This is a genomic window from Streptomyces clavifer (assembly GCF_036345975.1).
GTDB lineage: Bacteria > Actinomycetota > Actinomycetes > Streptomycetales > Streptomycetaceae > Streptomyces > Streptomyces clavifer.
In genome coordinates this window covers 344,967-368,243 of the sequence record NZ_CP107794.1, presented here as the reverse complement: position 1 = coordinate 368,243, position 23,277 = coordinate 344,967, and the positions used below count along the sequence as shown (strand labels likewise).

The following is a 23,277-nucleotide window of genomic DNA, read 5'->3' as shown; positions in this document are numbered from 1 at the left end:
CGCACGGAGGGCAGGGGCAATACTGCCTCTGCCCTCCGGTAAAGTACGGTACGGCCGTCACCCCTCGGCGTACCTGAGATGGGGAGCTACGCTGCGCAGCTTCTCGCACGTCTCCTCGATCTCCCGTGCGGGAACGGACTGGCCGGTGACGCCGGCGCCCGCACGGAGCCAGGCCCTGTCCCCCTCCCCCAGCAGCGTCCGAAGGACCAGGGCCGCGTCAAGTGAACCGTCCGTGCCCCCTCGGAAGACCGCGCCGCCGTACAGTCCCCGGGGGCCCTCCTCGTAGCGCACCAGTGCGCTCAGCGCAGCCCTCTTCCGTGAGCCCGTGGCGGTGATCGCGGGAAAGAGCGAGGCGAAGGCCGCCCATGGGCCGGTGCCGGAACGGAGCCGTCCCGTGACACGCGAGGCGAGATGCTGCACCGAACCACGTGGCCTGACCGCCATGAATTCCTCGACCACGACGGACCCGGGGCGGCAGACCGCCTCCATCTCGTCACACGCGAGGCGCACGGAAACAGCGTGCTCGTGGATCTCCTTCGGGTCCGTGAGCAGTTCATCCCGCCGTCGGTCGTTCTCCTCCGGGTCAGGTCCCAGAGCGCGGGTGCCCGCGAGCGGCTGCGTGCTTACCCGGCCATCCTGCCGGACCTCCAGCACCGTTTCGGGGCTGAATCCGGTGGCCTTGCGCCCGCCGAGGTCGATGAGGAACGAACGGGCGGGAGTGTTGGCCCGTCGGCCGGCGAGGTAGGTCGCTGCGAAATCCGCAACCGGCCCGGCGGGCAGCGCAACCGCACGCGAGACTACGGCCTTCTCCAGCAGTCCCGCCCGGATGTCCGCGACGGTGCGGGCAACCGCTTCTCCGTAGGCTGCGGTGCCGTCGGTGATGAGGTGTTCGGCCCGGTCCGGTGCCACCCCGACGGAGGCGGGCCGGGTGGCGGAAGCAGGGGACTCAGCGAGCAGTTCGCCGACTTTCCGGGCCCACGCCTCGTCGACGGCCCGTATCTCGGCCCGGCCAGGCGTGAGGGACACCTCGACACAGGGGACCAGCGCGTGCAGCAGGGGGCGTGTACCGGCCGCCGCCGGGTCGCCGTGCAGGATGTGTGCGAGCTCGAAGGCGGACCAGCCGTAGAAGCGGCGGTCCTGATGGCCGGCGTCGCCCAGGGCGTCGAGTGCGGCGGCGAACACCTCCAGCGGTCGCTTGCCCGCCTCGGCGGTCCAGGTCCGTCCGTCCGCCCTTGCGGTGACGCTCACAGCGGACGCCGTGAGCGTCACCGCGGAGCCTGCGGCGAAGTACCAGGAGCCCTCCTGTTCGTACACAGCGGACTCGTCGTCCAGTCCCGCGTCCGTGAGGCGCACGGCTGCGGCCGACGGGTCCTCGTAGGGCATTTCCATGCTGCTCGTACATCGGAGCTCGGGTACGGATCTCCCCCATTCCTCCCAGTCGTACGGAGAGCCTGTCGTCATGCTGGTGTGCCTTTCCTGTGGTGTTCCGCTCGTCGTCAGGGCGCGGACGGTGGTCATGGCGTCGTCTCCAGCCGCCAGCCGTGGGCCTGGGTGCGCTGTTCCCAGAAGGAGGCGTAGGTGCCGCCCGCTGTGACCAGCTCGCTGTGGGTGCCGCGCTCGGTGATCCCGCCGTCCTCCAGCACCAGGATCTGATCAGCAGTGACGACCGTGCTGAGCCGGTGGGCGATGACCAGCAGGGTCTTCTCGGCGGCGAGCGTGCGGACCGTCTCGGCGAGCAGGGCCTCGTTCTCCTGATCGAGCGCGGCGGTGGCCTCGTCGAGGATGAGTATCGGGGTGTCCCTGAGGAGGGCACGGGCGATGGACACGCGCTGGCGCTGACCGCCGGAGAGCGCGATGCCGCCCTCCCCCACCCTGGTGGCCCAGCCGTCGGGCAGTTCCTCGATCACACGGTCGAGCCCGGAGAGCCTTGCGGCCCCGGCCAACCGCTCGTAGTCTCCGTCCGGCGCACCGATCCGGACGTTGTCCTCGATCGTGCCCTCGAACAGATAGACGTCCTGGAAGACCAGGGAGACATGAGCGGCGAGCACCTCGGGTGCGATCTGCCGTACGTCGACTCCCCCGATCCGGACGGTGCCGCCCGTGGTGTCCCAGAAGCGGGCAAGCAGCCTGGCGACTGTGGTCTTGCCTGCCCCGGAGGGACCGACGAGAGCGGTCATGCTGCGTGCCGGAAGCCGGAAGCTCACACCGCCGAGCACGGGGCGCGTGGTTCGCGCCTGTTCCTGGGTCGCATCCTTCTCCGCGTAACGGAACTCGACCCCCTCGAACTCCACCTCGGCCCCTTGGGGTACCTGCGGCTCGGCGGGTTGCGGGAACGGCCGCTCGTCCAGGACGGCGCCGAGCCGCTCCAGACTGTTACGGGCGATCCGCATCCCCGCGCCCACGTCTGCCGCCCCGGAGAGGCTGTCGATCAGACGGACCGTCAGGACGAGGAGCGCCAGCAGGGTGGGGACCGTCAGCGAATTGTCCAGGTGCCAGGACACGCCCAGTGCGAGCAGCAGGGCGAACACCAACCGAGCGGCAAAGGCGAAGGAGACCAGGCCGGGCAGGCCGCGGACGATCAGTCGGCGGTCGGCCCGCGACTCCGCGACCAGGGCGTCGTCCATAGCCCCGTAGCCTTCGGTGGTCCGGCCGAAGGCCCGCAGGACGGGCTGGTTCTGCGCGAACTCCACTACACGGTCCGAGGCTTCGCCGATCGCACCGTCCCGGCCCTCGTCCAGGCGACGCATGACGGCGGTGCTCGCCGTGTGTACGGCCAGCAGCACGGGGGCGCAGACGAGCAGCACGAGCGCCGTCCGCCGGTCGAAGAAGAAGGTCGCGATCACCAGGGTGACCGGGGTCAGCAGCGAGCCGACGAAGGGCCTCAGCAGGTGGGCGGGCATGTTCATCACCTGGATGACGTTCTGCCCGGCGAGGCGGCTGAACTCGGCGGCCCGTCCCGCGGTGAACCAGCCGAGGGGCAGGTCCAGTGCCCGCGTCGCGAGGCGACGGTGCAGGACCCGGGAGAGCTGCGAACCGACGGTGAAGCCGCCCTTGAGGGCGGCGCCCTGCAGGGCCGCGTAGCCGAGAGAGATGACGACGAGGGCGGTCAGCCATGGCCACACACCGTCCGGGTGGTCGCCGAGCAGAGCACGCAGCGTGGGCACCAGCAGGGCGAAGGCGACGCCTTGGAGGACGGCCGCGGTACAGAGGAGGACGAGCAGGGTGTTCAGGGGACGTGAGCCCTCGCGCCCCAGGACCTTGTACAGCTGGCGGATCATCGTGAGCTTCCCTCTCGGATGTCGTCCTGGGTTCCGTCCGTGTGCAGGGCGGCGGAGACCCGGCCGGGCGTGGCGAACTGTGGCTCCTCCCGCTGGGCTTCCCATAGTCGGGCGTACCGGCCGCCCCTGGTCACCAGGTCCTCATGGCGGCCCTGCTCGGTGATGCGTCCGCCTTCCAGGACCACGATTCGGTCGGCGGTGCGGACCGTTTCCAGCCGGTGTGCGATGACCAGAAGCGTGCGGCCTCGCGCCAGTTCGGACAGCGCGTCCTGGATCAGCGCCTCGGAGTGCGGATCGGCGTAGGCGGTGGCCTCGTCCAGGACGAGGACGGGGGCGTCGGCGAGCAGTGCCCGTGCGATGGACAGGCGTTGGGCCTCTCCACCGGAGAAGGTGACGTCCGTGCCGGCCTCGGTGGCGTACCCGTCGGGCAGGGCCATGATCCGGTCGTGTATGCGTGCGGAGCGGGCGCACCGCTCGACCTCCTCGTCGGTGGCGCCGGGCCGGCCGAGACGGATGTTGTCGGCGACGCTCGCCCGGAGCAGTCGCACGTCTTGGAGGACGAAGCCGATACGGCGGTAGAGCTCACCGGCGGGGATATCCCGGATGTCGGCGCCGCCGATGGAGACCGTGCCTGCCGTGACGTCGTGGAAGCGGGGCAGCAGCGAAGCCAGGGTCGACTTGCCGGACCCGGAGAGGCCGACGAGCGCGGTGACGGTGCCGGGGGCGAGATCCAGGTGGATGTCGCTGAGCGCGTCGGTGCGGCCGTCGTAGGAGAAGGACACTCCGCGCAGGGAGACACCGTTGTGCTCGGGCACGCTCGGTGTCCCTGAGTCGGGCAGGACGGGCGTGTCCAGCAGTGCGGAGATACGGACGGCTGCCGCCTGGCCGGCCCGGATCTGCTGGATGCGGGGGCCGACCACGCCCATAGGGGCGGCGACGGCCGGGCCGAGCAGCAGGAAGGGCACGAGTTCGGCACCGGTCGTCCAGCCGTTGGTCACGGACACCGCGCCCGCCACGGCCAGCAGGAGGAGCACCACGGCCGGGGAGACGATGAGCACTGCGGCGGTCGAGGTGGCGAGCGTCGCGCGGACCCACCGGGAGAAGAAGTCGGCGAAGCCGTCGGTCGCGCCCAGAAAGCGTTCGTACGCTGTGCGCCCGCGGCCGAACGTCTTGAGGACGGCGATGCCACCGGCGAACTCGACGGCCGCGGAGGAGATGCGGCTGAGCGCGGCTCCGTACTCGGCCATCTGCGCCCCCGCTCCGGACATGGCCCTGCTGAACAGGAACACGCCGAGGGCCAGCGGCAGGACGCTAATCAGGGCCAGGCTCGGGTCAATGGTGAACAGGTAGACCAGGGCGAGCACCGGGGCGGTGAGGACGCCGACGACATCGAGGAGTGTGTGGGCCACCAGGGTGTGCAGGGCCCGTACGTCGTCCTGGACCGCCTGCTTGACCTGGCCGGTTCCCCTCGTGGTGATCCAGCCGAGGGGCAGTCGCCCGATGTGCTGGGCGAGGCGTCGGCGGAGTGCGAGCTGGAGGTCGTTGTCCGCGAGGTGGCTGACGGCGCCGGCCGCCGAACCGCACAGCAGGGCGAGCAGACCCGCCGCGCAGGCGAGTGCGACCAGCGGCCAGAGGTCGTCGCCGCCGACCTGGGAGCCGTCGGTGAGACGGTCCGCGATGCGGGAGACGGCGATGAACGGGACGACTCCGGCGAGGGAGGCGACCGTCTGGAGACCGACTGCGAGGGCGAGGCGCCCCCGGGCACCGCTCAGGAGGGTACGCAGCGCGGGCTGCGGGGTGGAGGGGGGTGTGGGGTCCGGACCGTAGCCGGACGGGTGCGGCTTCACTTGACGAGGACTCCGATCTCGGGGATGGCCTGTCCGCCGGCCTCGGTGATGCGGCGGCTGGTCATGCCCGCTTCGGCGGCGAGCCGGGCGACGTCGAAGGTGTGCCAGACGTAGCTGTCGGTCACCTCGCGCACGGTGCGGCCGTCGGACAGGACCTTCCAGGTGGTGGTGAACCGCATGGCGTCGCCCTCGGTGGGCTCGCCGCCGATCCACCACTCGTACGTCTGGCGTCCGATGGTCTCCCTGAGGGACATCACCGGCGGAATGACGCGTGGGGAGGAGACGCCCATCAGTTCCACGACGATGGGTGCGCCGTCCGGCAGGCAGGCGGCGAGCCGCTTCCAGAGAGCCACCCGCTCGGGGACCGTGAGGTGGCCCGCGACGCCGAAGATGACTACGGCGGACAGTTTTTCGGGCAGGGGCAAGTCCTGGGCCGCTCCGTCCACCACGGTGACGCGGCGGCGTAGATCGGGATTGCGGGCGACCCGTGAGGTGAGCATGGCGCGCATCGTTGCGGAAGGCTCCGCCACGATGATCTCCGCCTGCGGCAGTGCTGATGCGATGACCTCGGTCACGCGTCCGGTGCCCCCGCCGATCTCCAGCACGGGGCCGTATGAGGTGTCGACACCTTCGAGGACACGCCTGAGCGGTGGTCCGCTGCTGGCGGTGTGCCGGGTGGCGACCATTTCGTAGAACTCGGCCGAGGTCGAGTAGTAGTCGATCAAAGGATTCTCCAGGAGAACGGACGGGGACGCGGCGGCCGGCTCACGGCGTGCTCGGCCACATGTGTCCGCCCGTGGTCAGTGAGGGGTCCATCCGCCGCAGGACGGTGGCGACGACCTCCCGGCGCCGGGGGGTGAGGTAGAAGTGGTCGCCGGGGAAGGTGCGCACCTCGGTACGGGCGGTCGTGAGATCCGCCCAGCCTCCGGCCCGCTCGCTGATGCGCTCCTGGCCTAGTTCCGGGTCCTCGCTGCCGGTCAGTACGTGGACCGGGCAGTCCAGTCGCGGGCGGACGGAGGGACGGTAGGTCTCGATGAGCCGGTAGTCGTCGCGTACGGTGCCGAGGACCAGGGCACGGAGGCCCGGATCGTCGAGCACCTCGCTGCTGGTGCCGCCCAGCCGTCGCAGTTCGGCGCAGAGCACGTCGTCGTCCTGGCGGTGTACGTCACCGACCACGGCCGTACCGGGGGCGGCGCGGCCGGAGACGAACAGGCGGCGCGGGGCCGCTGCCCCGCGGCCGTTCAGCTCGTGGGCCAGTTCCCAGGCGACGGCTGATCCCATGCTGTGCCCGAAGAGGGCGTACGGCCGGTCGAGCAGGGGCGACAGGACGTCCGCGAGGGCGGTGACCAACTCATCCATGCTCGCGGTGGCGGGGTCTTCGTAGCGGTCCTCGCGGCCGGGGTACTGGATGGCGAGCAGTTCGACCTCAGGGGGCAGCAGTGCCGCCCAGGGGCGGTAGAAGCCCGCGCTGCCGCCCGCGTGCGGAAGGCAGATCAGCCGGAGGCGGGGGGCGGTCCCGTCGCTCCAGCGCCTGATCCACGGGCTGTGGGAGGCGTTCGGGAGTGAGAGGGAGGAGGCGGTCACCAGGTCACCATCAGCTCTTCGAGTCCGAAGGTGGCCGAGTCATGCTTGAACGTGACCTCCTCGCGGTCACCCGCGAGACGCAGGGTCGGAACCCGGCGCAGGAGTGTCTCCAGGGCGATTTCCAGCTCCAGCCGGGCCAGATGTTGCCCGATGCACTGGTGGACGCCGTAGCCGAACGCGATGTGGTGGTTCTCCGGCCGGTGGAAGTCGACCTGTTCCGGGTGCTCGAACTGCTCGGGGTCGTGGTTGGCCCCGGCGAGGAGTCCGATGACACCGTCGTCGGCGGGTATCACCCGGCTGGAGAGCTCGATGTCCTCGGCGGCCACCCGCAGCGGGATGGAGTCGGCGATGGACATGACGCGCAGCAGTTCGTCGACGGCGCGGGGCATGAGCGTGGGGTCGGCCAGCAGTTCCTCCTTCAGGTCGGGCCGGTCCAGGAGCAGCAGCGTGCTGAGGGCGATCATGTTCGTACTGGTCTCGCGGCCGGCGTTGATGGTGATGCCGACGGCGGAGAGCAGTTCGTTCAGGGTGACGTTTCCGGTGTTCAGGTGATCGGTGACGAGCTTGGAGAGCAGGTCGTCGCCGGGTTCCTTCTGGCGTTCGGCCACCAGCTCGGCGATGAGGCCGAAGAGACCGCCGAGGGCTTCGGAGACCTGCTCGGCGGTGCTGTGGCGGGAGCCGGAGATCCGGGTGACATCCCGGAAGAATTCGAGGTTCTTCCGGGGAATGCCGAGCAGTTCGCAGATCACCGATGTGGAGACGGCGTTGGCGTACGCGGAGACGAAGTCGACCGGCTGCTCGGCGGCGAGCATGTCGTCCACGAGTTCGTCCACGCGGGCCTGTACGGCGGGCCGCATGGCGCGTACGCGCCGGACGGTGAACTCCGGGAGGAGCATGCGGCGGTAGCGGGTGTGCTCGGGGGCGTCCGTGCGGATGAAGGGGCGGAATTTGGCCCCGGCCTCCTGCTCCCCCTCGCCGAGCGCCGGGAAGTTGGGGCGGCGGATGTCCGCGCTGGCGCGTGGATCGGAGAGCAGGGCGCGCACGTCGTCGTAGCGGGACACCACCCATGCCTCGCGCTTGGTGGGGAGCGTCACGCGGGTCACCGGATCGTCGGTGCGCAGGGTGTCGTACTCGGCGGGCGCGGCAAAGGGGCAGCCTCGCTGGATCGGGAAGTCGCGGGGCCGGCCGGCTTCGGACAGCCCGCTCCCGCCGGGGGTGCTGGAGCCGGGAGGGGTGGAAGTGTTCATCGGTGGTCCTCGGTAGGCGTAGACGGAGACGAGTGGGGGTGGGCGGCGGGTACCGGGCCTGGCTCGTGGGTGAGTACGGCCAGCGGCGGCGCACCGGGCCGGGTGGGCAGGGCGCGTACGGTCATGCCGGACTCGGCGGCGACGTCGCTGAGACCGAAGGGGTGCCAGCGGTACGAGTCGTGCACCTCGCGCACCACACCGGGTTCGTCGTCGCGGTGGACGCGCCAGGTGGTGTGCAAGCGCATCGCGACCGGGTCCGTCTCGTCCGGCGCCCCGGAGAACGACCATTCGTATCGGTGCTGTCCGGCACGAGCGGTGGCGAGCCTCGTCTCGGGCAGAGTCAGCAGCGCGTCGAATCCCATGAGTTCCACGACGACGAATCCGCCGGGGGCCAGCCGTTGTCTCAGCCTCTCCCAGAGCCTGCGGCGCTCTGCGGCGCCGAGGTGGCCGAGGACCCCGCAGAGGAGGACGGCGCCGATGCGGTCGGGCAGTTCGCAGTCAGGAGCGGCGTCGGCCGTGATGGTGACCCGGGAGCGCAGGTCCAGATCGCTGAAGACCCGACTGGTCAGTACGGCGCGCATGCCGACGGCCGGTTCGCAGGCGAGGATCTCCACGTCGGGCCTGGCGCGAGCGACGGCTTCGGTCAGGAGTCCGGTTCCCGCGCCGATGTCGAGCACAGGGCCGTCACCGAGTTCGGCGTCGGCGAACAGGGCGGCGACGGCGGAGGCACTCGCGGTCGCGGTGTGCTGTGCCGCGACGAGGTCGAAGAACTCCGCCGAGGGAGTGTAGGAAGCCGTTTCTCCGGAGTGCTCAGGCGGAGCGGCCCGTCGAGTGGTGAACGCGGCCGGCTCGGGGTCCGGGAACACGTCGCCGGCCGAAAGGGGGCGCGGAGTCCCGGGCCTGACGATCTCGGGCGGCCCCAGCCGGGCCGCGAGGTCGGACCAGATGCGGCAGACCGCGAGGTCGTACTGCCCCGCTCGAAGCGCGTCTCCACCACGCACCGCCGCGTCGCGCAGGCCGTCGAGGGCGCTGCCGATCGCCTGCGGCCACAGGTCGGTGAACACGTTCCGGAAGGTGCCGGTGGTGCCGACGATCGCGGTGGTGCCGAGACCGAGACTTCCCGTGCCCGGGCCATCGAGGCGAAACCGGCGGTCCTCGTCCCTGGTGATGTGCAGCCGCGGACTCCACAGGACCGGTCCGTGAGTGTCGGCCAGTGCGAGGACGCCTCCCTCGGTACCGATGGAGAGCCGGTGCCAGTGCAGTGCGTGGTTGTCCCGGTCGGACGGATCGAGCTGGTGGTGCACCCGCAAGGTGACAGGTACGCCGCCGATCATGCCCTGCAGGGTGCGGAACGGCTGCGGACCGATGTCCGGGGGCAGCGCGGCCGGGTCGGCGAAGCGCCAGGGGCGCAGGGTTCCCAGCGCCTGACCGAGGATGTCCACCATCGGGTGCAGCAGGTGGACGGGCGTGGCCGCGTCCACGAACAGCGGCTTCTGCTGGGTGGTGAGCCTGCGGGCCGCTCCGATGAAGGAGCGGACGGGGCCCACGTGCGGATAGTGGGTGTTGATGCGGTACTGCACTCCACGGCGACGTGCGTGTCTCAGGCAGTCCGTCAGTTCCGTGAGGTGCACGGGGTGTTCCTGAAGTACGTGGATGCCGCGGTCCATCAGTGCCCTGGCCAGCTCCGTTCCCTCTCCGCCGGAGATCGAGGAGCTGACCGCCACGCACGCGGCGTCGATGTCGTCCGGGAGCTGATCGACGTCCGTGAAGAAGGGCACGCCGGTGCTTTCCGCGTACGCCCTTGAGGCGGCGGAGCCCCGGCTGAGGATGCCGGCCAGGACGTATCCGGGCCGCCTGCGAACGGCTTCGGCGTAGAAGCGGCCGAAGTTGGTGCCGCAGACGAGGACGCGGAAGGGTGCTGCGGCGGTCACAGGACCCCCTCCTCGTCCGGCTCGGTGTCCGCCGGTGCGGCGGTGCCGGTGAGCCGCAGCTCGCCGGCACCGCCCGTACGCAGGTGGCGGACCACGGCATCGGGGTCGAGCACGTCGCACGCGAAGTGGACACCGGGGGGCACCACGGCGTTCAGGACCGCGTCGACCGCCAGCGCGCCGACGGCGGCCGTCAGCCGGTAGCTGCTGGCGGCGCGCAGCGTCAGTCCGGCCGTCGCGGGCCGTCCTGACGCGGCCCCGGCCAGTTCGAAGTCCATGACGTAGTAGGGCTTGCGCCCGGCCAGGTCGAGGTCGGCTGCGAGGATCAGGCGGCGTGCCAGCTCGTCCGGGTCGGCGCCCTCAGCAAGGTGGCCCGGCAGGAGGCTGAGCAGGGAGCGCACCTGGGCACCCGGGTGGACGTTGTACCAGTCGAGCCGGTCGAGCCCCAGGTCGTTCGCGAGGCGTTCGCTCTCCCCACTCAGGTAGGGCTGCACAGCGACCCTGCCGGGGAATCCTGCCCGTTCGGTGTCCTCGGCGGTACGCAACGCGCGTGTGACGCGACGGCCGCCCCGGACGGCCGCGAGCGGCTCGCCGTAGGCGGCGCCGTCCGCGCCCCCGGAGGTGAGCGAGAGCATGAGGTCCTGCGCCACCGTGGGTGAGCAGGTCTCCAGGCCGCCGCAGTGCGCCGTCAGACCGGTGGGCCGGTCGAGGCCCTGCCGGGCCAGCCAGCGCGGCAGCAGGCTGGACAGGCCGGGCAGCGCCCCCGCCGACAGGACCACGGACCGGCCGTCCTGGCCGGGGTCGCCGTCCTTGAGCAGGTCCTCGGCGGCCGGGTCGTCCCCGGCGACGTCCACGCAGTGTGCTCCGGCAGCGAGAGCGGCCGAGGCGACGGTGGCCCGGAGCCGGTAGGTGGGGCCGACGCAGTTGAGGACGACGTCGCAACCGTCGACGAAGGCGATCAGGCCGCCCGCGGTCTCGGCGTCCGCTCTGACGGTCTCGTCACGGCCATGTGGGTCCTGCTCAGCGATCGCACGGAGCGCCGACGGGGTGCGACCGCCCAGCCGCAGTCCCCCGTGGCCGAGTGCCCGCAGCTCGCGCACGGCGGCCCGGCCCACGGCTCCGGAAGCGCCCAGGACACCGATGAGAGGTCTTTTCGTCATCGGGTGATCGCTCCCTGGGTCAGCTCACTGAGGGTCTTGAGGATGGTGGCGGCGTGTTCGACGGACAGACAGCTGTAGTGGTCTCCGCCGATGTCGACGATGTCCAGCTCGCCCAGTGCCAGTTCGTGCCAGTACGTGGTGACGGCGTCCTTGCTTCCGGGGAAGGGATACGCACCGTCGTGACGCAGGAAGGTGATGTCGCCCGCGTACGGCTCGGCGTCGTAGCGGGTGATGGCGAAGACGCTCTGCCGGAAGGCGAGGAACAGCCGTGTCATGTGCTCGGGTTCGTAGGTGCCCGCGGATGCCGGGACGGCCTCGCACATCCGCGCTATGCGGGTCGCGCGGGGCACCTCGGCCAGGGCCCGGAAGCGGTCCGCGACGTCGGCGAACTCGGCAGGGAGCGCGGCGAGCCCGCCGTCGGGCAGGACCCCGGGGCTGCCGGCCAGGACGGCATCGGCTGCCGCGGCCACCCGGTACTGGTCGCCGGGGAAACCCAGCGCGGCGGGGTCGATGCCCATCATGACGGCGAAGGAGTACTCGGAGAGCAACTCGTCGTCCAGACGGAAGCGCGGGCTGTGGCTGCTGATGACCGTGAGGCTCTCCACCTCGGCCCCGGACTCCGCCAGGTTGCGGGCCACTTCGGTGGCAATCAGTCCGCCCAGGCAGTAACCCACGACGTGGAAGCGGCGTCGGCCGCCCGCTGTCAGGGCGCGTGCGTAGTCGGCGGCGAGCTGCTCGATGAGTCCCTCGGGCGGGGAGGCGAGGAAGCCGTTCAGGTCGGGGACCTCCACGCCGACCACCTCGGCGAGTCCTGGGGAGCGTCGCCTGATCTCGGTGATCAGCGCCCGGTACGGCATGATCGTGGCGGTTCCGGCGTGCACGAGCACCGTTGTCGGCTCATCGGCCGACCGCGCACCGTGCAGGTGGATGACGGGATCGGTCCGTATCGCGGTCCCGTTCCCCAGTGCTTCCTCCTCGCTGGACAGTCCCCGCAGGAAGCCGGCGAGTCCGGCCACCGTGGGGCGGCGGAGCATGTGCCGCAGGACGACTTCCCATTCGAGTTCGGCGGCCTGCGGTACGCGGTCGCGCAGTTGGGCCACCATGCGGGCGACCAGCAGGGAGTCCCCGCCCAGGGCGAAGAAGTCGTCGTTCCTGGTGACGCGCTCGACCGACAGGAGCTCTGCCCAAAGCCCGGCCAGGCTGGTCTCGAGGTCGTCCATCGGCCGCTCGTCCACCACGGGCCGGGTGGTCTCCCGGGGCAGCCAGGTCCGCAACAGTGACCGGTCGGTCTTGCCGTTGGCAGTGCGGGGCAGGGTGTCGACCACCTGCCAGACGGTGGGAAGCATGTACTCGGGCAGCCGCGTGGCGGCGCTGCGCGAAAGCTCGCCCACAGGTACGTGGTGCCGGTCGCCCTTCACCGTGGCGATGAACACCTCCTGCCCGGTGGCGGCCAGCGGGTCCTCCGGCTCCGGCAGTGACACCACGTCCGTCACCTCGTGCCGGTCGAGGAGCTCCCGCCACTGCGAGTGGGTGAGGAAGGACTGGCCGGTGTGTGCGCGTACGTCGGTCCAGGTGTGTCCGGCGACCTCAAGGAACTCCATGGAGACCAGCAGAGGGCAGTTCTCGTCACGGGTGTTTTCGACGAACACGAGCTGTCCGCCGGGAACCAGCAGTTCTCGCAGCCGGCCCACTGCCGCATCGGCGTCGGCGGCGGCGTGCAGGGTGTTGGCGCACACCACGACGTCGAAGGTGTTGGGTACGAGGCCCTGCTCTCGCGGGTCCTCGTCTACGTCGAATCGCTGGTACCGCACCCAGGCGTGGTCCGCGAAGCGTTCGCGTGCCTCGTTGAGGAAGAAGGCCGACGCATCCGTGAAGAGGTAGTCCACCCCGTACTCGGCGAGTACGGGCACCAGTTCGCCCGTGGTGCCGCCGACGCCTCCGCCCACTTCCAGCACCCGCAGCCGGTCCTCGCCGGTGTGTGCGGCGGCGATCTCGGCCAGTGCGGCGACGACGGCACGGTTGAGGTGGCGGATGGCGAGGTTGTCGCGGTAGGCGGCGTCCGCCGCCTCCAGCGCCGCGCCGGGGAAAAGGAGCTCCCTGATCCCTGTGTCTCCGGCGATCAGCTCCGGCAGCCGGTCGGCGCAGGTGCGCATGACGGTGAGCAGCTCGGTGCTCCACCCAACCTCGCGTTCCAGTTCGGCGGCGCGCCGCCACCTCCGTTCCAGCTCGGCCCCGGGGATGGCAGCGAGGCCCCTATAGGTGTCATCGGCGTCGCGGTGCGTCAGCTGCCCCCGGCCGGCCAGCGCGCGCAGCCAGCGCCGCACGATGTGACGGTGGCGGGGGGTCGAGCGCAGGGCGGTGCCCACCTCGTCCGCCGAGTGTGCGGCGCCGTCCCCGAAGAGCCCGGCCGCCAGGAGCACGCGCGTCATTTCTGCGAGCGCGACGTCGTCGAGAGCGCCGAGGAAGGCCGTCAACTGCGCGGGGTCGACGGCTTCGGACGCTGCGCGTACGGCTTCGGCCGCCGCCTTGTGGACGCCTTCGGTGGCCTGCCTCGCCGGCTCGTCGCCTTCGCTGCGGGCCGTCTCGACGAAAGCGGCGAGGCGCCTTCCCCCGGAGCCGGAGTCGTCGACGACGACCGCGCCGGCGGCCACGGCCGGGTGTGCTTGGACGGCTGCTTCGACCTCGGCGAGTTCGACCCGGTAGCCGCGGATCTTCACCTGGGCGTCCTCGCGGCCGAGGAACTCGATGGTTCCGTCGGGGAGGTAGCGTCCGAGGTCGCCCGTGCGATAGATCCGTTCACCGCTGGCGGGGTGCTCGAGGAACCGCTCTGCGGTGCGTGCTTCGTCACCGAGGTAGCCCATGGCGACGCCGGCTCCGGCGATGTACAGCTCACCCGGGACCCATTCGGGCCGTGGGCGCAGCTGCTGGTCGAGCACGGCGAAACTCTGGTTGGTCAGGGGCTTGCCGTAGGGGATGCTCGGGCGTGCGGTGTCCACTTCGCCGACGGGGTGCGCGATGGACCAGATGGAGCCTTCGGTCGCGCCGCCGAGGGAGATGACTTCCAGGCCCGGCAGGACGGCACGGGCCTCGTCGGGCAGGGCGACCGGGACCCAGTCGCCGGAGATGAGGGCCAGCCTCAGGGTGCTGTCGTCGTCGGCGGCTGGCTCGGCGCGGAGCCAGTCGCACAGCATGTGCAGCTGTCCGGGCACGGAGTTCCAGACGGTGACGCCGAAGTCTTGGACTAGTTCGGCCCAGTGCGAGGGGTCGCCGCGCCGCTCGGCCTGGGGCAGGACGAGTGTCGCGCCCACCGACAGGGGGCCGAACAGGTCGTAGACGGAGAGGTCGAAGCTCAGCCCCGCGATGCCGAGGACGCGGTCCTGGTCGTTGATGGCGTACCGGCGGTTGATGTCCTCGACGGTGTTGAGGGCGGCGCGGTGGCTGATCATCACGCCCTTGGGCGTGCCGGTTGAGCCCGACGTGTAGATGACGTAGGCGAGTTCGTCGGGGTGGCGGGGTACGTGGGGCGTCGTGGCCGGGAGGTCCTCCGGCAGCAGGTCGACGGCCGAGGCGGACACGTTCGGGGGGAGGTCGTCGGTCTCGGCGAGCCAGGACTGCGTCAGGACCGTGCGGACAGCGGCATCCGCCAGGATCGTGTCCCGGCGGGCCGGCGGCTGTGCCGTGTCGACAGGGAGGTACGCGCCGCCCGCGATGAGTACCCCGAGCACGGCGACCGCCTGTTCCCACCCCTTGTCCATCCAGATGGCCACCGGCTCACCCGGCCGCAGCCCGGACTCCTCCAGCGTGCCGGCCAAGGCGCTCGCGCGGTGGACGAGCTGCCGGTACGACAGGGCCAGCTCGGGTGTCCGGACCGCGATCGCGTCCGGTGTGGCCTTCGCCTGGGTGAGCACGGGTGCGTGGAGCAGGGTGTCCGGCAGCGGCCCTTCGGTCGCGTTCACCTCGGACCTGCGGGCGGTCTGGGACACCGGGAGTTCGACGTGGGCCGGCTCGTCCCAGGCCGCCTCACCGTCGGCGCCTTCGCCCGATAGAAGGCGTATGAGGGCGGTGTAGGCGGCGAACATGTCCTCGGCGACCGAGCCGCTGAGTGCCCCCTCCCGAATGTCCCACGACAGGGTCAGCGCGTCACCTCGCCGCATGACCTGGCAGTCGAGCCACACCTGCGGCGTCTGGGTGACGGCATACGTCACCTCCGGGGGCACCCCGCCCGATGCCGCACCGGAGCTGAGGGCACTGGTGAAGACGACCGGCATGAGGACCGGCGCGCCGGTTCTGCGGGAAAGCTCGGCCAGCACCTCGGATCCGGTGAACAGGGGGTGGCTCAGGTCTTCGAGGAGCTGGCCGCCGAGGGTCTGGGTCCGTTCGGCGAAGGACACCGGGGCGTCGAGGTCGACGGCCAGCAGTTCGAGGGAGGTGAAGTCACCGACGAGCCGGCCTATGTCCTCGTGCAGCGGGGGGCGGTCCACCGTCGGCACGTTGAGGGTGAACCGGGTGGTGCGTGACCAGCGGCCGACTGTCTCGGCGTAAGCGGTGAGCAGTGCGGCGGACACAGTCAGTCCTCGTCGTGCCGCCCGTTCGGTGAAGCGTTCCCTGGCGGAGGAGGGGAGCAGGTACTCGAGCCTGGCGAAGCTCGCGGCGTCACCGGTCGCGGCTTCGCGGCCGGTGACCGTGGCGCCCTCCACCTTCGGCTCCCAGGTTTCCGAGAGAGGAAGTTCGGGAGCGGGCGGAAGTGTGTCGAGCCGGTCCGTCCAGTACGCCCGGTCCCGGGTGTACTCGGCGCCTTCGGCGAGGGCACGCCGGGCCAGGACGTAGTCGCGGAAGGAGATCCGGGGTGCCTCGGACAATGCGGAGCCGCGGTAACGGGTCTGGAACTCGGCGAGGAGGATCCGCAGGCTGGCGTGGTCGACGGTGAGCATGTCGAAGGACAGGTGAAGCACGGCACGCGTGCCGGTCAGGCTCACGTGCACGTCGAACAGCGGCCAGTGGTCGGTGGGCTTCCGCCGTACGGACATCCGCGCCCGGGTGCGCGCGACGGCCGCGTCGGCCTCGCTCACGTCGGCGATGGCAACCAGGTCGTCGACGGTCACGTCCGGTGCGGGGACGTCGGGCAGCACCCGCTGGTAGCCGTCGCTGTGGATGACGGCGCGCAGCATGTCGTGCCGCTGGACCAACTCGCCCCACACGGTGGCGACGCGCTCCACGTCGAGCTCGGCGTACTCCAGTTCGACGTAGGCATGGCAGCCGACGCCGCCGTAGGCGTAGGCATCGGTGCGGCCGATGAGGTAGGCCGCCTGGATGTCCGTCAGCGGAAAGGGATCGTGGCGCCCGGCTTCGTCGCTCCGCAGGACGGTGTCGTCAGCTTGCAGGTGGTGCAGGATCGCTGCCTTGTGCGTGCGCAGTTCGGTCCGGATTTCGTCCGTGAGCCGGCCCTGCGGTGCGCGGAAGCGTAGTTGTCCGTCCTGAGCCCAGAGGTGCACGCCCTCGTCGGCGCAGCGGGCCAGAAGTTCAGCGGGGTTCACAGTTCTCCAGTTTCGTAAGCGGTCGAGTCGGCAAGCGTGCGGGTGATGTCCGCGCCGAGGGCGGCGATGGTCGGAGCGGCGTAGATGCGCCGGGCGGGCACGGAGACCCCGAGCCGGCGTTCGACCGCGCCGACCAGGCGGAGCGCGGAGAGGCTGTCTCCGCCGAGCGTGAAGAAGTTGGCGTTGCGGTCCGGTGCGTGGCCGGGCACGTACTCCTGCCACAGCTCCGCGAGGACCGTCTCGACCTCGCCCCGCGGCGGCTCGGCACCGGTGGCGGTGGTCTCCTGCTCGGCCGTGCGGACCAGGGTGTTCCGGTCCACCTTCCCGTTGCCGGTCAACGGCAGGGCCGGCAACGGGAGCAGCCGGGACGGCACGGCGTAGGCGGCCAGCCGCTCGGCGAGCCAGGCGGGGAGAACAGCGATGACGTCGTCGGCGGCGGTGACCTCCCGCGGCACGACGAAGGCGACGAGACGCTTGGCTGTGCGCTCCCCCACCGCGACCACCGCGGCACGTACCACGTCCGGGTGTGCTTCGAGGGCGGCCTCGATCTCACCGGCCTCGATGCGGTGGCCCGCGATCTTCAGCTGGCTGTCGAGGCGGCCGAGGAATTCCAGTGTTCCGTCGTCCCGGTACCGTCCGAGGTCTCCCGTGCGGTACCAGCGCCGGCCGTCCCGCACGACGAACTTCTCCGCTGTGCGGTCCGGGTCCGACAGGTAGCCGCGGGCCAGTCCCAGGCCGCCGATCCACAGCTCTCCGGGGGTCCAGTCCGGGCAGTCACGCCCCGCCAGGTCGACGACCCGGTAGTCCTGCCCGGTCAGGGGCCGTCCGTACGGGATGGATACCCATCGGGGGTCCACCTCGTCGACGGTCAATGTGTTCGACCAGATGGATGCCTCCGTGGCTCCGCCCATGGCCACGAACGCGCAGGGGCGTGCGGTCCGTTCCTTCAGCCGGCCGGGGAGGTCGAGCCCGATCCAGTCCCCGGAGACCAGCGCTGTGCGCAGGCCCCGGATGCCGCCGTTACCTGGCGCACGCCGTTCGTCGGCGTCCACCAGAAGGTCGAGGAGAGCGGGAACGGTGTTCCACACCGTCACGTCATGGCAGGCCACCAGGCGGGGCCAGTGCGCCGGTTCGCGGCGCAACTCCTCGGTGGGCAGCAGCAGGGATCCGCCGACGGACAACAACCCGAAGATGTCGTACACGGACAGGTCGAAGTCCAGGGCCGACAGGGCGAACACGCGGTCGTCCGGACCGATGCCATGGCGGGTCCCGATGTCGGCGACGGTGTTCCAGGCGGCGGCGTGGGTGATCTCGACACCCTTGGGCTCACCTGTGGAACCCGACGTGAAGATGACGTAGGCGAGCGCGTCGTGGTGGATCTCTCGGGGGGCCGACAGCGGCGGAAACGCCTGCGTGTCCGGAAATGACAACACGTGGGGTGCCGTCGTGTTCTCCTCCTGGCCGGACAGGGCGGGCCAGCTCCCCACCACAAGCCGGAAACCGGCTGTGGCGCGTACCCGTTCCAGCCGAGCGGCGGGCTGTTCGGGACCGAGCGGCACATAAGCGGCACCGGCCGCGACCACACCCAGGACGGCGGCGATCTGATCCGGGCCCTTGGGCAGGGTGACGGCGACCAGGTCGCCCTCCCCCACCCCGGCGGCCACCAGAGCAGCAGCCGTACGCAGTGCCTGCTCTGCCAGCGGGCCGTAACCGGTCGTCGCACCGTCCGGGGTGACGAGAGCTGTGCGGCCGGGGCTGTTACCGGCGTGCACGAAGAAGGCTTCATGCAGGGCAGCGGGTACCGGCTGGTCCCGTCGGGCCTCCAGCACCGCCGCGCGGCGCCGCTCCCGCTGCGCTGCGGGCAGCGGATCGGGCAGGGGTGACGCCCAGTCGCTCTTCACCAGGTGGCGCAGCAGCCGGGTGTGGGCGGTGAACATGGCGTCGAGGACGCCGTCGGCGAAGAGTTCCTCCACCGCGTCCCAGGTGACGACGAGTGCTCCGGACTCCTCGGTGACCTGGTTGTCCAGACAGACCTGGGGGGACTGCGAGATGCCCCAGATCTTCGCCGGGAAGCCGCTGCCTGGATCCGCCAGGGCCGCGTCGCCGACCCCCACCGCGCTGGTGAACACAACGGGGGCGGCGGACTCCACCGTCCCCGCGCGGCGGCCGAACTCCCGCAGCAGCCAGTCGATCGGCACGTCCCTGTGGTCGAGGTCCTCGGCCTGACGCCGTTGGAGAGCTAGGGCGGAAGCCGGCCAGCCCTCGTCCTCCCGGCGGTATCCCGCCAGGGACAGCGAGGTGAAGTCACCCAGCACCCGATGGATATGCGGGTGCGCGTCACGCCGGTTGAACAGCGTGAGAGTGACGGTGACGGCGTCGGTTCCGCTCCAGGCCGCCAGCACCTCGCAGTACACAGCGAGCAGCACGGTGGACGGCGTCAGGCCATGGCGGGCGGCGGCCTCCTTGAGTGTCCGCCAGTCCGCCGGGTCCAGCCGCAGCCGGCGCCGGGTGAAGGAGGGAGCACCGATGGTCGCCGGATCGCGGTCGAAGGGCAGCGAAGGGCTCGGGGGCAGTTCGTCCAGACGGCCCTGCCAGTGCGCGCGGGCACGCTCGGTGGCATCGGGCTCGGAGGGCAGTTGGGTGAGGTAGTCGCGGAACGACACGTCCACCGGGGGAAGCGGACGCTCCGGGTCGGCGTAGAGGGCGTTGAGCTCGGCGTAGAGCGTGGTGATGGACAGCGCGTCGAGGACGAGGTAGTCCAGGCCGATGCCGAGACGGGTCCTGGTCGTGCCGGTGGCGTCCGGGTAGCGCACCGCCTCGACCGCGAACAGGGGCCAGCGGGCGGGGTCACGCACCTGGTGGGACAGGCGTGCTCGCAGGCGGGCCAGGGCCTCGGATGCTTCTTCGAGGCCCATGTCCTCGACGGAGATGCGTAGGGCCGGGACATCGCGCAGGACGCGCTGGGTACCGTCGGTGACGACGGCCCGCAGCATGCCGTGCCGGTTGACGAGCGCCTGCCAGGCCCGCTCCATCCGGTCGAGGTCGACATCCGTGCCGTCGAACTCGCTGTAGTGCCAGGTACCGACGCCGCCCAGGGTGAAGCCCGGGTCACGGCCGGTGTGGTAGGCGGCCTGGACATCGGTCAGGGGAAACGGCTCGTGGGCGTGAGTGGGGTCGGGCACCAGGGCCTCCCCCAGGCCCTCCTCGTCGGCCGCCGTAGCGGGGCGCAACGTCGCACAGAAGTCACGGAGGACAGGGTGGGTGAACAACGCGGCGACGCGCGCGCCGGTGAGTCCGGCCGCGCGCAGCCGGCCGATCATGCGGGTGGCGACGAGCGAGTCACCGCCTAGCTGGAAGAAGCTGCTGTCCCGACCGATGCCGTCGACGCCGAGGAGAGCCGACCACTCACGCGCGACCGCGGTCTCCACCGGGCCGAGCGGCGCTCGTGTCCGGGCGGACCCCTCACCCGCCGCCGCCTCGGCCAGCGCATGGCGTACCGCGGCTCGGTCGAGCTTGCCGTTGGCGGTCAGGGGCAGATCGGCCAGGGCCAGGATCTGGTCCGGAACCATGTAGGACGGCAACCGTTCGGCCACCCGGTCACGGACCGTGTCCGCGCTGGGCGTGGCACCCTGGCCGGAGACGGCGGCGGCGAGCCGCCGGACCGGGGTCTCCAGGACCGTGGCAACCGCGTGCAAGACGGTCGGATCGGCCTCCAGGGCCGACTCCACTTCGCCCAGTTCGATGCGGTGACCGCCGATCTTGACCTGGTGGTCGGCGCGTCCGAGGAACTCCAGGATGCCGTCGGGCCTATAGCGGGCGAGGTCGCCGCTGCGGTACCAGTGTTCGCCGTCGTGCTCGACGAAGCGTTCGGCCGTGCGCTCGGGGTCCGATCGGTATCCGGCCGCCACCCCTCGCCCGCCGACCCACAGTTCCCCCGGGACGAAGTCCGGGCAGTCCCGTCCTCGGCCGTCGACCACGCGCGCCCTGGTGTTCCGCAGAGGCAGACCGTAAGGGACCGATTTCCAAGCAGGTTCGGGGACGTCCACCTCGAAGACGGTCGAGTGCACCGCCGCTTCCGTCATGCCTCCGAGTGCCACGAAGCGGCAGCCGGGAACGAGGGAACGCAGGCGGTCGGGCTGGTCGAGACCGACCCAGTCCCCGCCGAGCAGGACCATACGCAGTGAGTCTCCGAGACCCGTGTCCTCACCCGCCGTCATCAGCAGGTCCAGCAGGGCCGGAACACACTGCACCAGGGTCACCCGGTGGGTGCGTACGAGCCGGGCCCAGTGGTGGGCGTCCCTGCGGTGCTCCTGACCGACCGCGACCACCTGACCGCCGAGGGAAAGGGGGGTGAAGATGTCCCATGTGGCAAGGTCGAAGTCCAGGGCGGAGATCGCGAGTGTGCGGTCATCCGGTCCGAGCCCGAGTTCGTCCTCCATCGCCTCGATGGTGTTGACGACGGCACGGTGCGGGATCTCGACGCCTTTGGGCAGCCCGGTGGATCCGGAGGTGAAGAGCACGTAGGCGGGCAGTTGGGCGTCCGGTTGAGCCACCGGCCCGGGGGTCTCCTCCAAGGCGTCCTCCAGGAGGAGGACGGGGGCGGACGAGTCGTCCGCGCTCAGGTGGCGGTGCGCCCGGTCGGTGAGTACGGCGGACGGGTCGGCGACCGCGTGGATGCGCGCACGCCGCACAGCGGGTTGCTCCACTCCCACAGGTGCGTACGCGGCACCGGCGGCCAGCACGCCGAGTACGGCGGTGATCTGGTCGGCGCCCTTGGGAAGGGTCACCGTCACGGTGTCGCCCTCGCGCACGCCGTGGCGGCGCAGGAGGGAAGCCACTTGCCGTGCTTCACGCGCGAGTTGACCGTATGTGCGACTGTCGCCGTTCTCGCGCACGACGGCGGGCCGTGCCGGCTCGGCTTCGGCGAGGCGGAAGAAGCGGGTGTGCAGGGCGCGGACCGGTTGGGGCGTGGGCGGCAGCACCGCGACCGCGCGCCGGGACAGGACGTCGGGGCCGAGCAGGGCGCCCACGGGGCGGGTCCAGGCAGAGGGATCTGTGACGAGACCGGTGATCAGCCGCTGGTACGCGTCGAAGGCCGCTTCGGGGACGCCCGGCTCGAACAGACCGTCGCGTACGTCCCAGTTGAGGAGGAAACCGCCGTCGAGCTCGGTGACCTGCGCGTCCAGGAAGACCTGAGGGCCCTGCGAGATGATCCAGACGGGTCGGCCGAACGACTTCTGGACGTCCTGTTCGAAGATCTCACCGAGTCCGATGGCGCTGGTGTAGACGACCGGTGCGAGCACGGGGGCACCTTCGAGGCGTGCGAGATCGCGCAGGACCTCCACACCGCTGTAGGAGCTGTGGGAGATGCCGGCCTGGAGCCCTACCTGTACCTGTCGTGCCTGGCGGACGAAGGGCAGCGGGGCGCTCATGTCCGCGTCGAGCAGGACCGAACTGCTGAAGTCGCCTACAAGATTCGCCACTTCGGGGGTGAACATCTCGCGGTCGAAGAGCGGGAGGTTGAGCAGGAACCGCTGGCTGCCGCTCCATGCGGCGATGACTTCGGCGAACGCGGTGGCAAGAGCTGCGGCGGGGGTCACACCGTGGCGTCGGGCACGGCTGATCAGCGCGGCCTTGGCCTCCGGGTCGAGCCAGTGGTGCAGGCGCCGGGAATGAGTGAGCGAGGCGTCACCGGCCTGTACGGGAGTGAGCGGATCGACGGTGGTCGGCAGTCTTGGTGCGCCGGGCAGTTCGCCCAGCCGTTCCCGCCACCAGGCCGCGTCCTGTTCGCGCTCGGGCCCTCGTCTGCGTTCACGTTCGGCGAGGTACTGCCGGTAATCGAGGCCGAGTTCGACGGGCATCGCGCCGGGGGATTCGTAGAAGTCCCGGAGATCGGACAGCAGGACCCGCAGGCTCAGCGCGTCCCCGGCCATCATGTCGAGGTCGATCTGCAGCCGTGTCCCAGCGCCCGGAAGCAGGCACAGGGCGACACGGAAGACGTCGCCGGCCGCGAGGTCCCCGCATGCGTGGGTGTTGTGTTCACGCATACGCTCCAGCTCCGTGCCGGCCTCGTCGGCGGTCAGGGAACGCAGGTCATGGACCGTGAGGCCGGCGTGCGCCCCGCCGTAACTCTGGCGCCCCTCCTCGTCGAAGACCGCCCGCAACATGCCATGACGCCGTACGAGCGTCTTCAGTGCGGTGTCCAGGCGGGCCGGGTCGAGTTCGCCGCCGTCCAACTCGACGTAGAAGTGGGCGTCGACACCACCGAGAGGCTGACCCTCCTGGCGGCCGATCCAGTAGGCGTGCTGCATGGTCGCCAAGGGGAACGGTCCGGACTCTTCCGCAAGCGCGACAGCGGGCGGCACGGGCCGCCCACCGGAGGATGCGCCGTCACGGGCCTTCTCCTCGATCAGGCGCGTCCAGGCGTTCAGGGTGGGCTCGCTGGTGAGCTCCTTGAAGGTGACGACACTGCCGCCCCGGCGCCACTCGCCGGCGAGTGCCATCAACATCAGGGAGTCCAAACCGAGTTCGTAGAGGTCTCGGTCGCCGTCCAGCTCCTGGGGAGCCATCTGTAGCGCGCGTGCCACCGCCTCGCGCACCGCGCTCGGCACGTGGGCGGCACGGTCTACCGGCCCGCCTCGCGAAGCCTGCGCGCCGGGGGCTGGTTCATCGCTCACTGATGGGGGGTCCTTCCAGACA

Annotated in this window: 10 protein-coding genes; all 10 read right to left on the bottom strand. The window is 70.9% G+C overall.

Annotated elements, in window-relative coordinates:
* Positions 1-57: 57 nt before the first annotated feature.
* Genes OG927_RS35320 through OG927_RS35275 form a run of 10 tightly spaced genes read right to left on the bottom strand, consistent with a single transcriptional unit; the run spans position 58 to position 23,147 of the window.
* Complete coding sequence (locus OG927_RS35320; RefSeq protein WP_330321574.1) at positions 58-1,461, bottom strand: salicylate synthase; 1,404 nt, start codon at positions 1,459-1,461, stop codon at positions 58-60.
* 53 nt (positions 1,462-1,514) lie between these two features.
* The gene (locus tag OG927_RS35315; protein ID WP_209471551.1) at positions 1,515-3,278 is read right to left on the bottom strand and encodes an ABC transporter ATP-binding protein; all 1,764 of its coding nucleotides are present in this window, start codon (positions 3,276-3,278) and stop codon (positions 1,515-1,517) included.
* The gene (locus OG927_RS35310) at positions 3,275-5,125 is read right to left on the bottom strand and encodes an ABC transporter ATP-binding protein (RefSeq protein WP_330321573.1); all 1,851 of its coding nucleotides are present in this window, start codon (positions 5,123-5,125) and stop codon (positions 3,275-3,277) included. Before OG927_RS35310 ends, OG927_RS35315 begins: the two co-directional genes overlap by 4 nt.
* Positions 5,122-5,850, bottom strand: a complete 729-nt coding sequence (locus OG927_RS35305; RefSeq protein WP_209471819.1) for a class I SAM-dependent methyltransferase — start codon at positions 5,848-5,850, stop codon at positions 5,122-5,124. The genes OG927_RS35310 and OG927_RS35305 overlap by 4 nt, the downstream gene beginning before the upstream one ends.
* A gap of 40 nt (positions 5,851-5,890) precedes the next feature.
* Positions 5,891-6,709 (bottom strand): thioesterase II family protein, encoded by an 819-nt coding sequence (locus OG927_RS35300; RefSeq protein ID WP_330321572.1) that lies wholly within the window; start codon positions 6,707-6,709, stop codon positions 5,891-5,893.
* Positions 6,706-7,956: a cytochrome P450 gene (locus OG927_RS35295; protein ID WP_330321571.1), complete on the bottom strand. Its 1,251-nt coding sequence runs from the start codon at positions 7,954-7,956 to the stop codon at positions 6,706-6,708. The genes OG927_RS35300 and OG927_RS35295 overlap by 4 nt, the downstream gene beginning before the upstream one ends.
* On the bottom strand, positions 7,953-9,887 hold the full coding sequence (locus tag OG927_RS35290; RefSeq protein ID WP_330321570.1) for a Gfo/Idh/MocA family oxidoreductase: 1,935 nt from the start codon (positions 9,885-9,887) through the stop codon (positions 7,953-7,955). The genes OG927_RS35295 and OG927_RS35290 overlap by 4 nt, the downstream gene beginning before the upstream one ends.
* A complete protein-coding gene (locus OG927_RS35285) occupies positions 9,884-11,044 on the bottom strand; it encodes a saccharopine dehydrogenase NADP-binding domain-containing protein (RefSeq protein WP_330321569.1) in 1,161 nt (386 codons plus the stop codon). Before OG927_RS35285 ends, OG927_RS35290 begins: the two co-directional genes overlap by 4 nt.
* Positions 11,041-16,578, bottom strand: a complete 5,538-nt coding sequence (locus tag OG927_RS35280; protein WP_330321568.1) for a non-ribosomal peptide synthetase — start codon at positions 16,576-16,578, stop codon at positions 11,041-11,043. Before OG927_RS35280 ends, OG927_RS35285 begins: the two co-directional genes overlap by 4 nt.
* Positions 16,575-23,147 (bottom strand): amino acid adenylation domain-containing protein, encoded by a 6,573-nt coding sequence (locus OG927_RS35275; RefSeq protein ID WP_392929820.1) that lies wholly within the window; start codon positions 23,145-23,147, stop codon positions 16,575-16,577. Before OG927_RS35275 ends, OG927_RS35280 begins: the two co-directional genes overlap by 4 nt.
* Positions 23,148-23,277 lie beyond the last annotated feature (130 nt).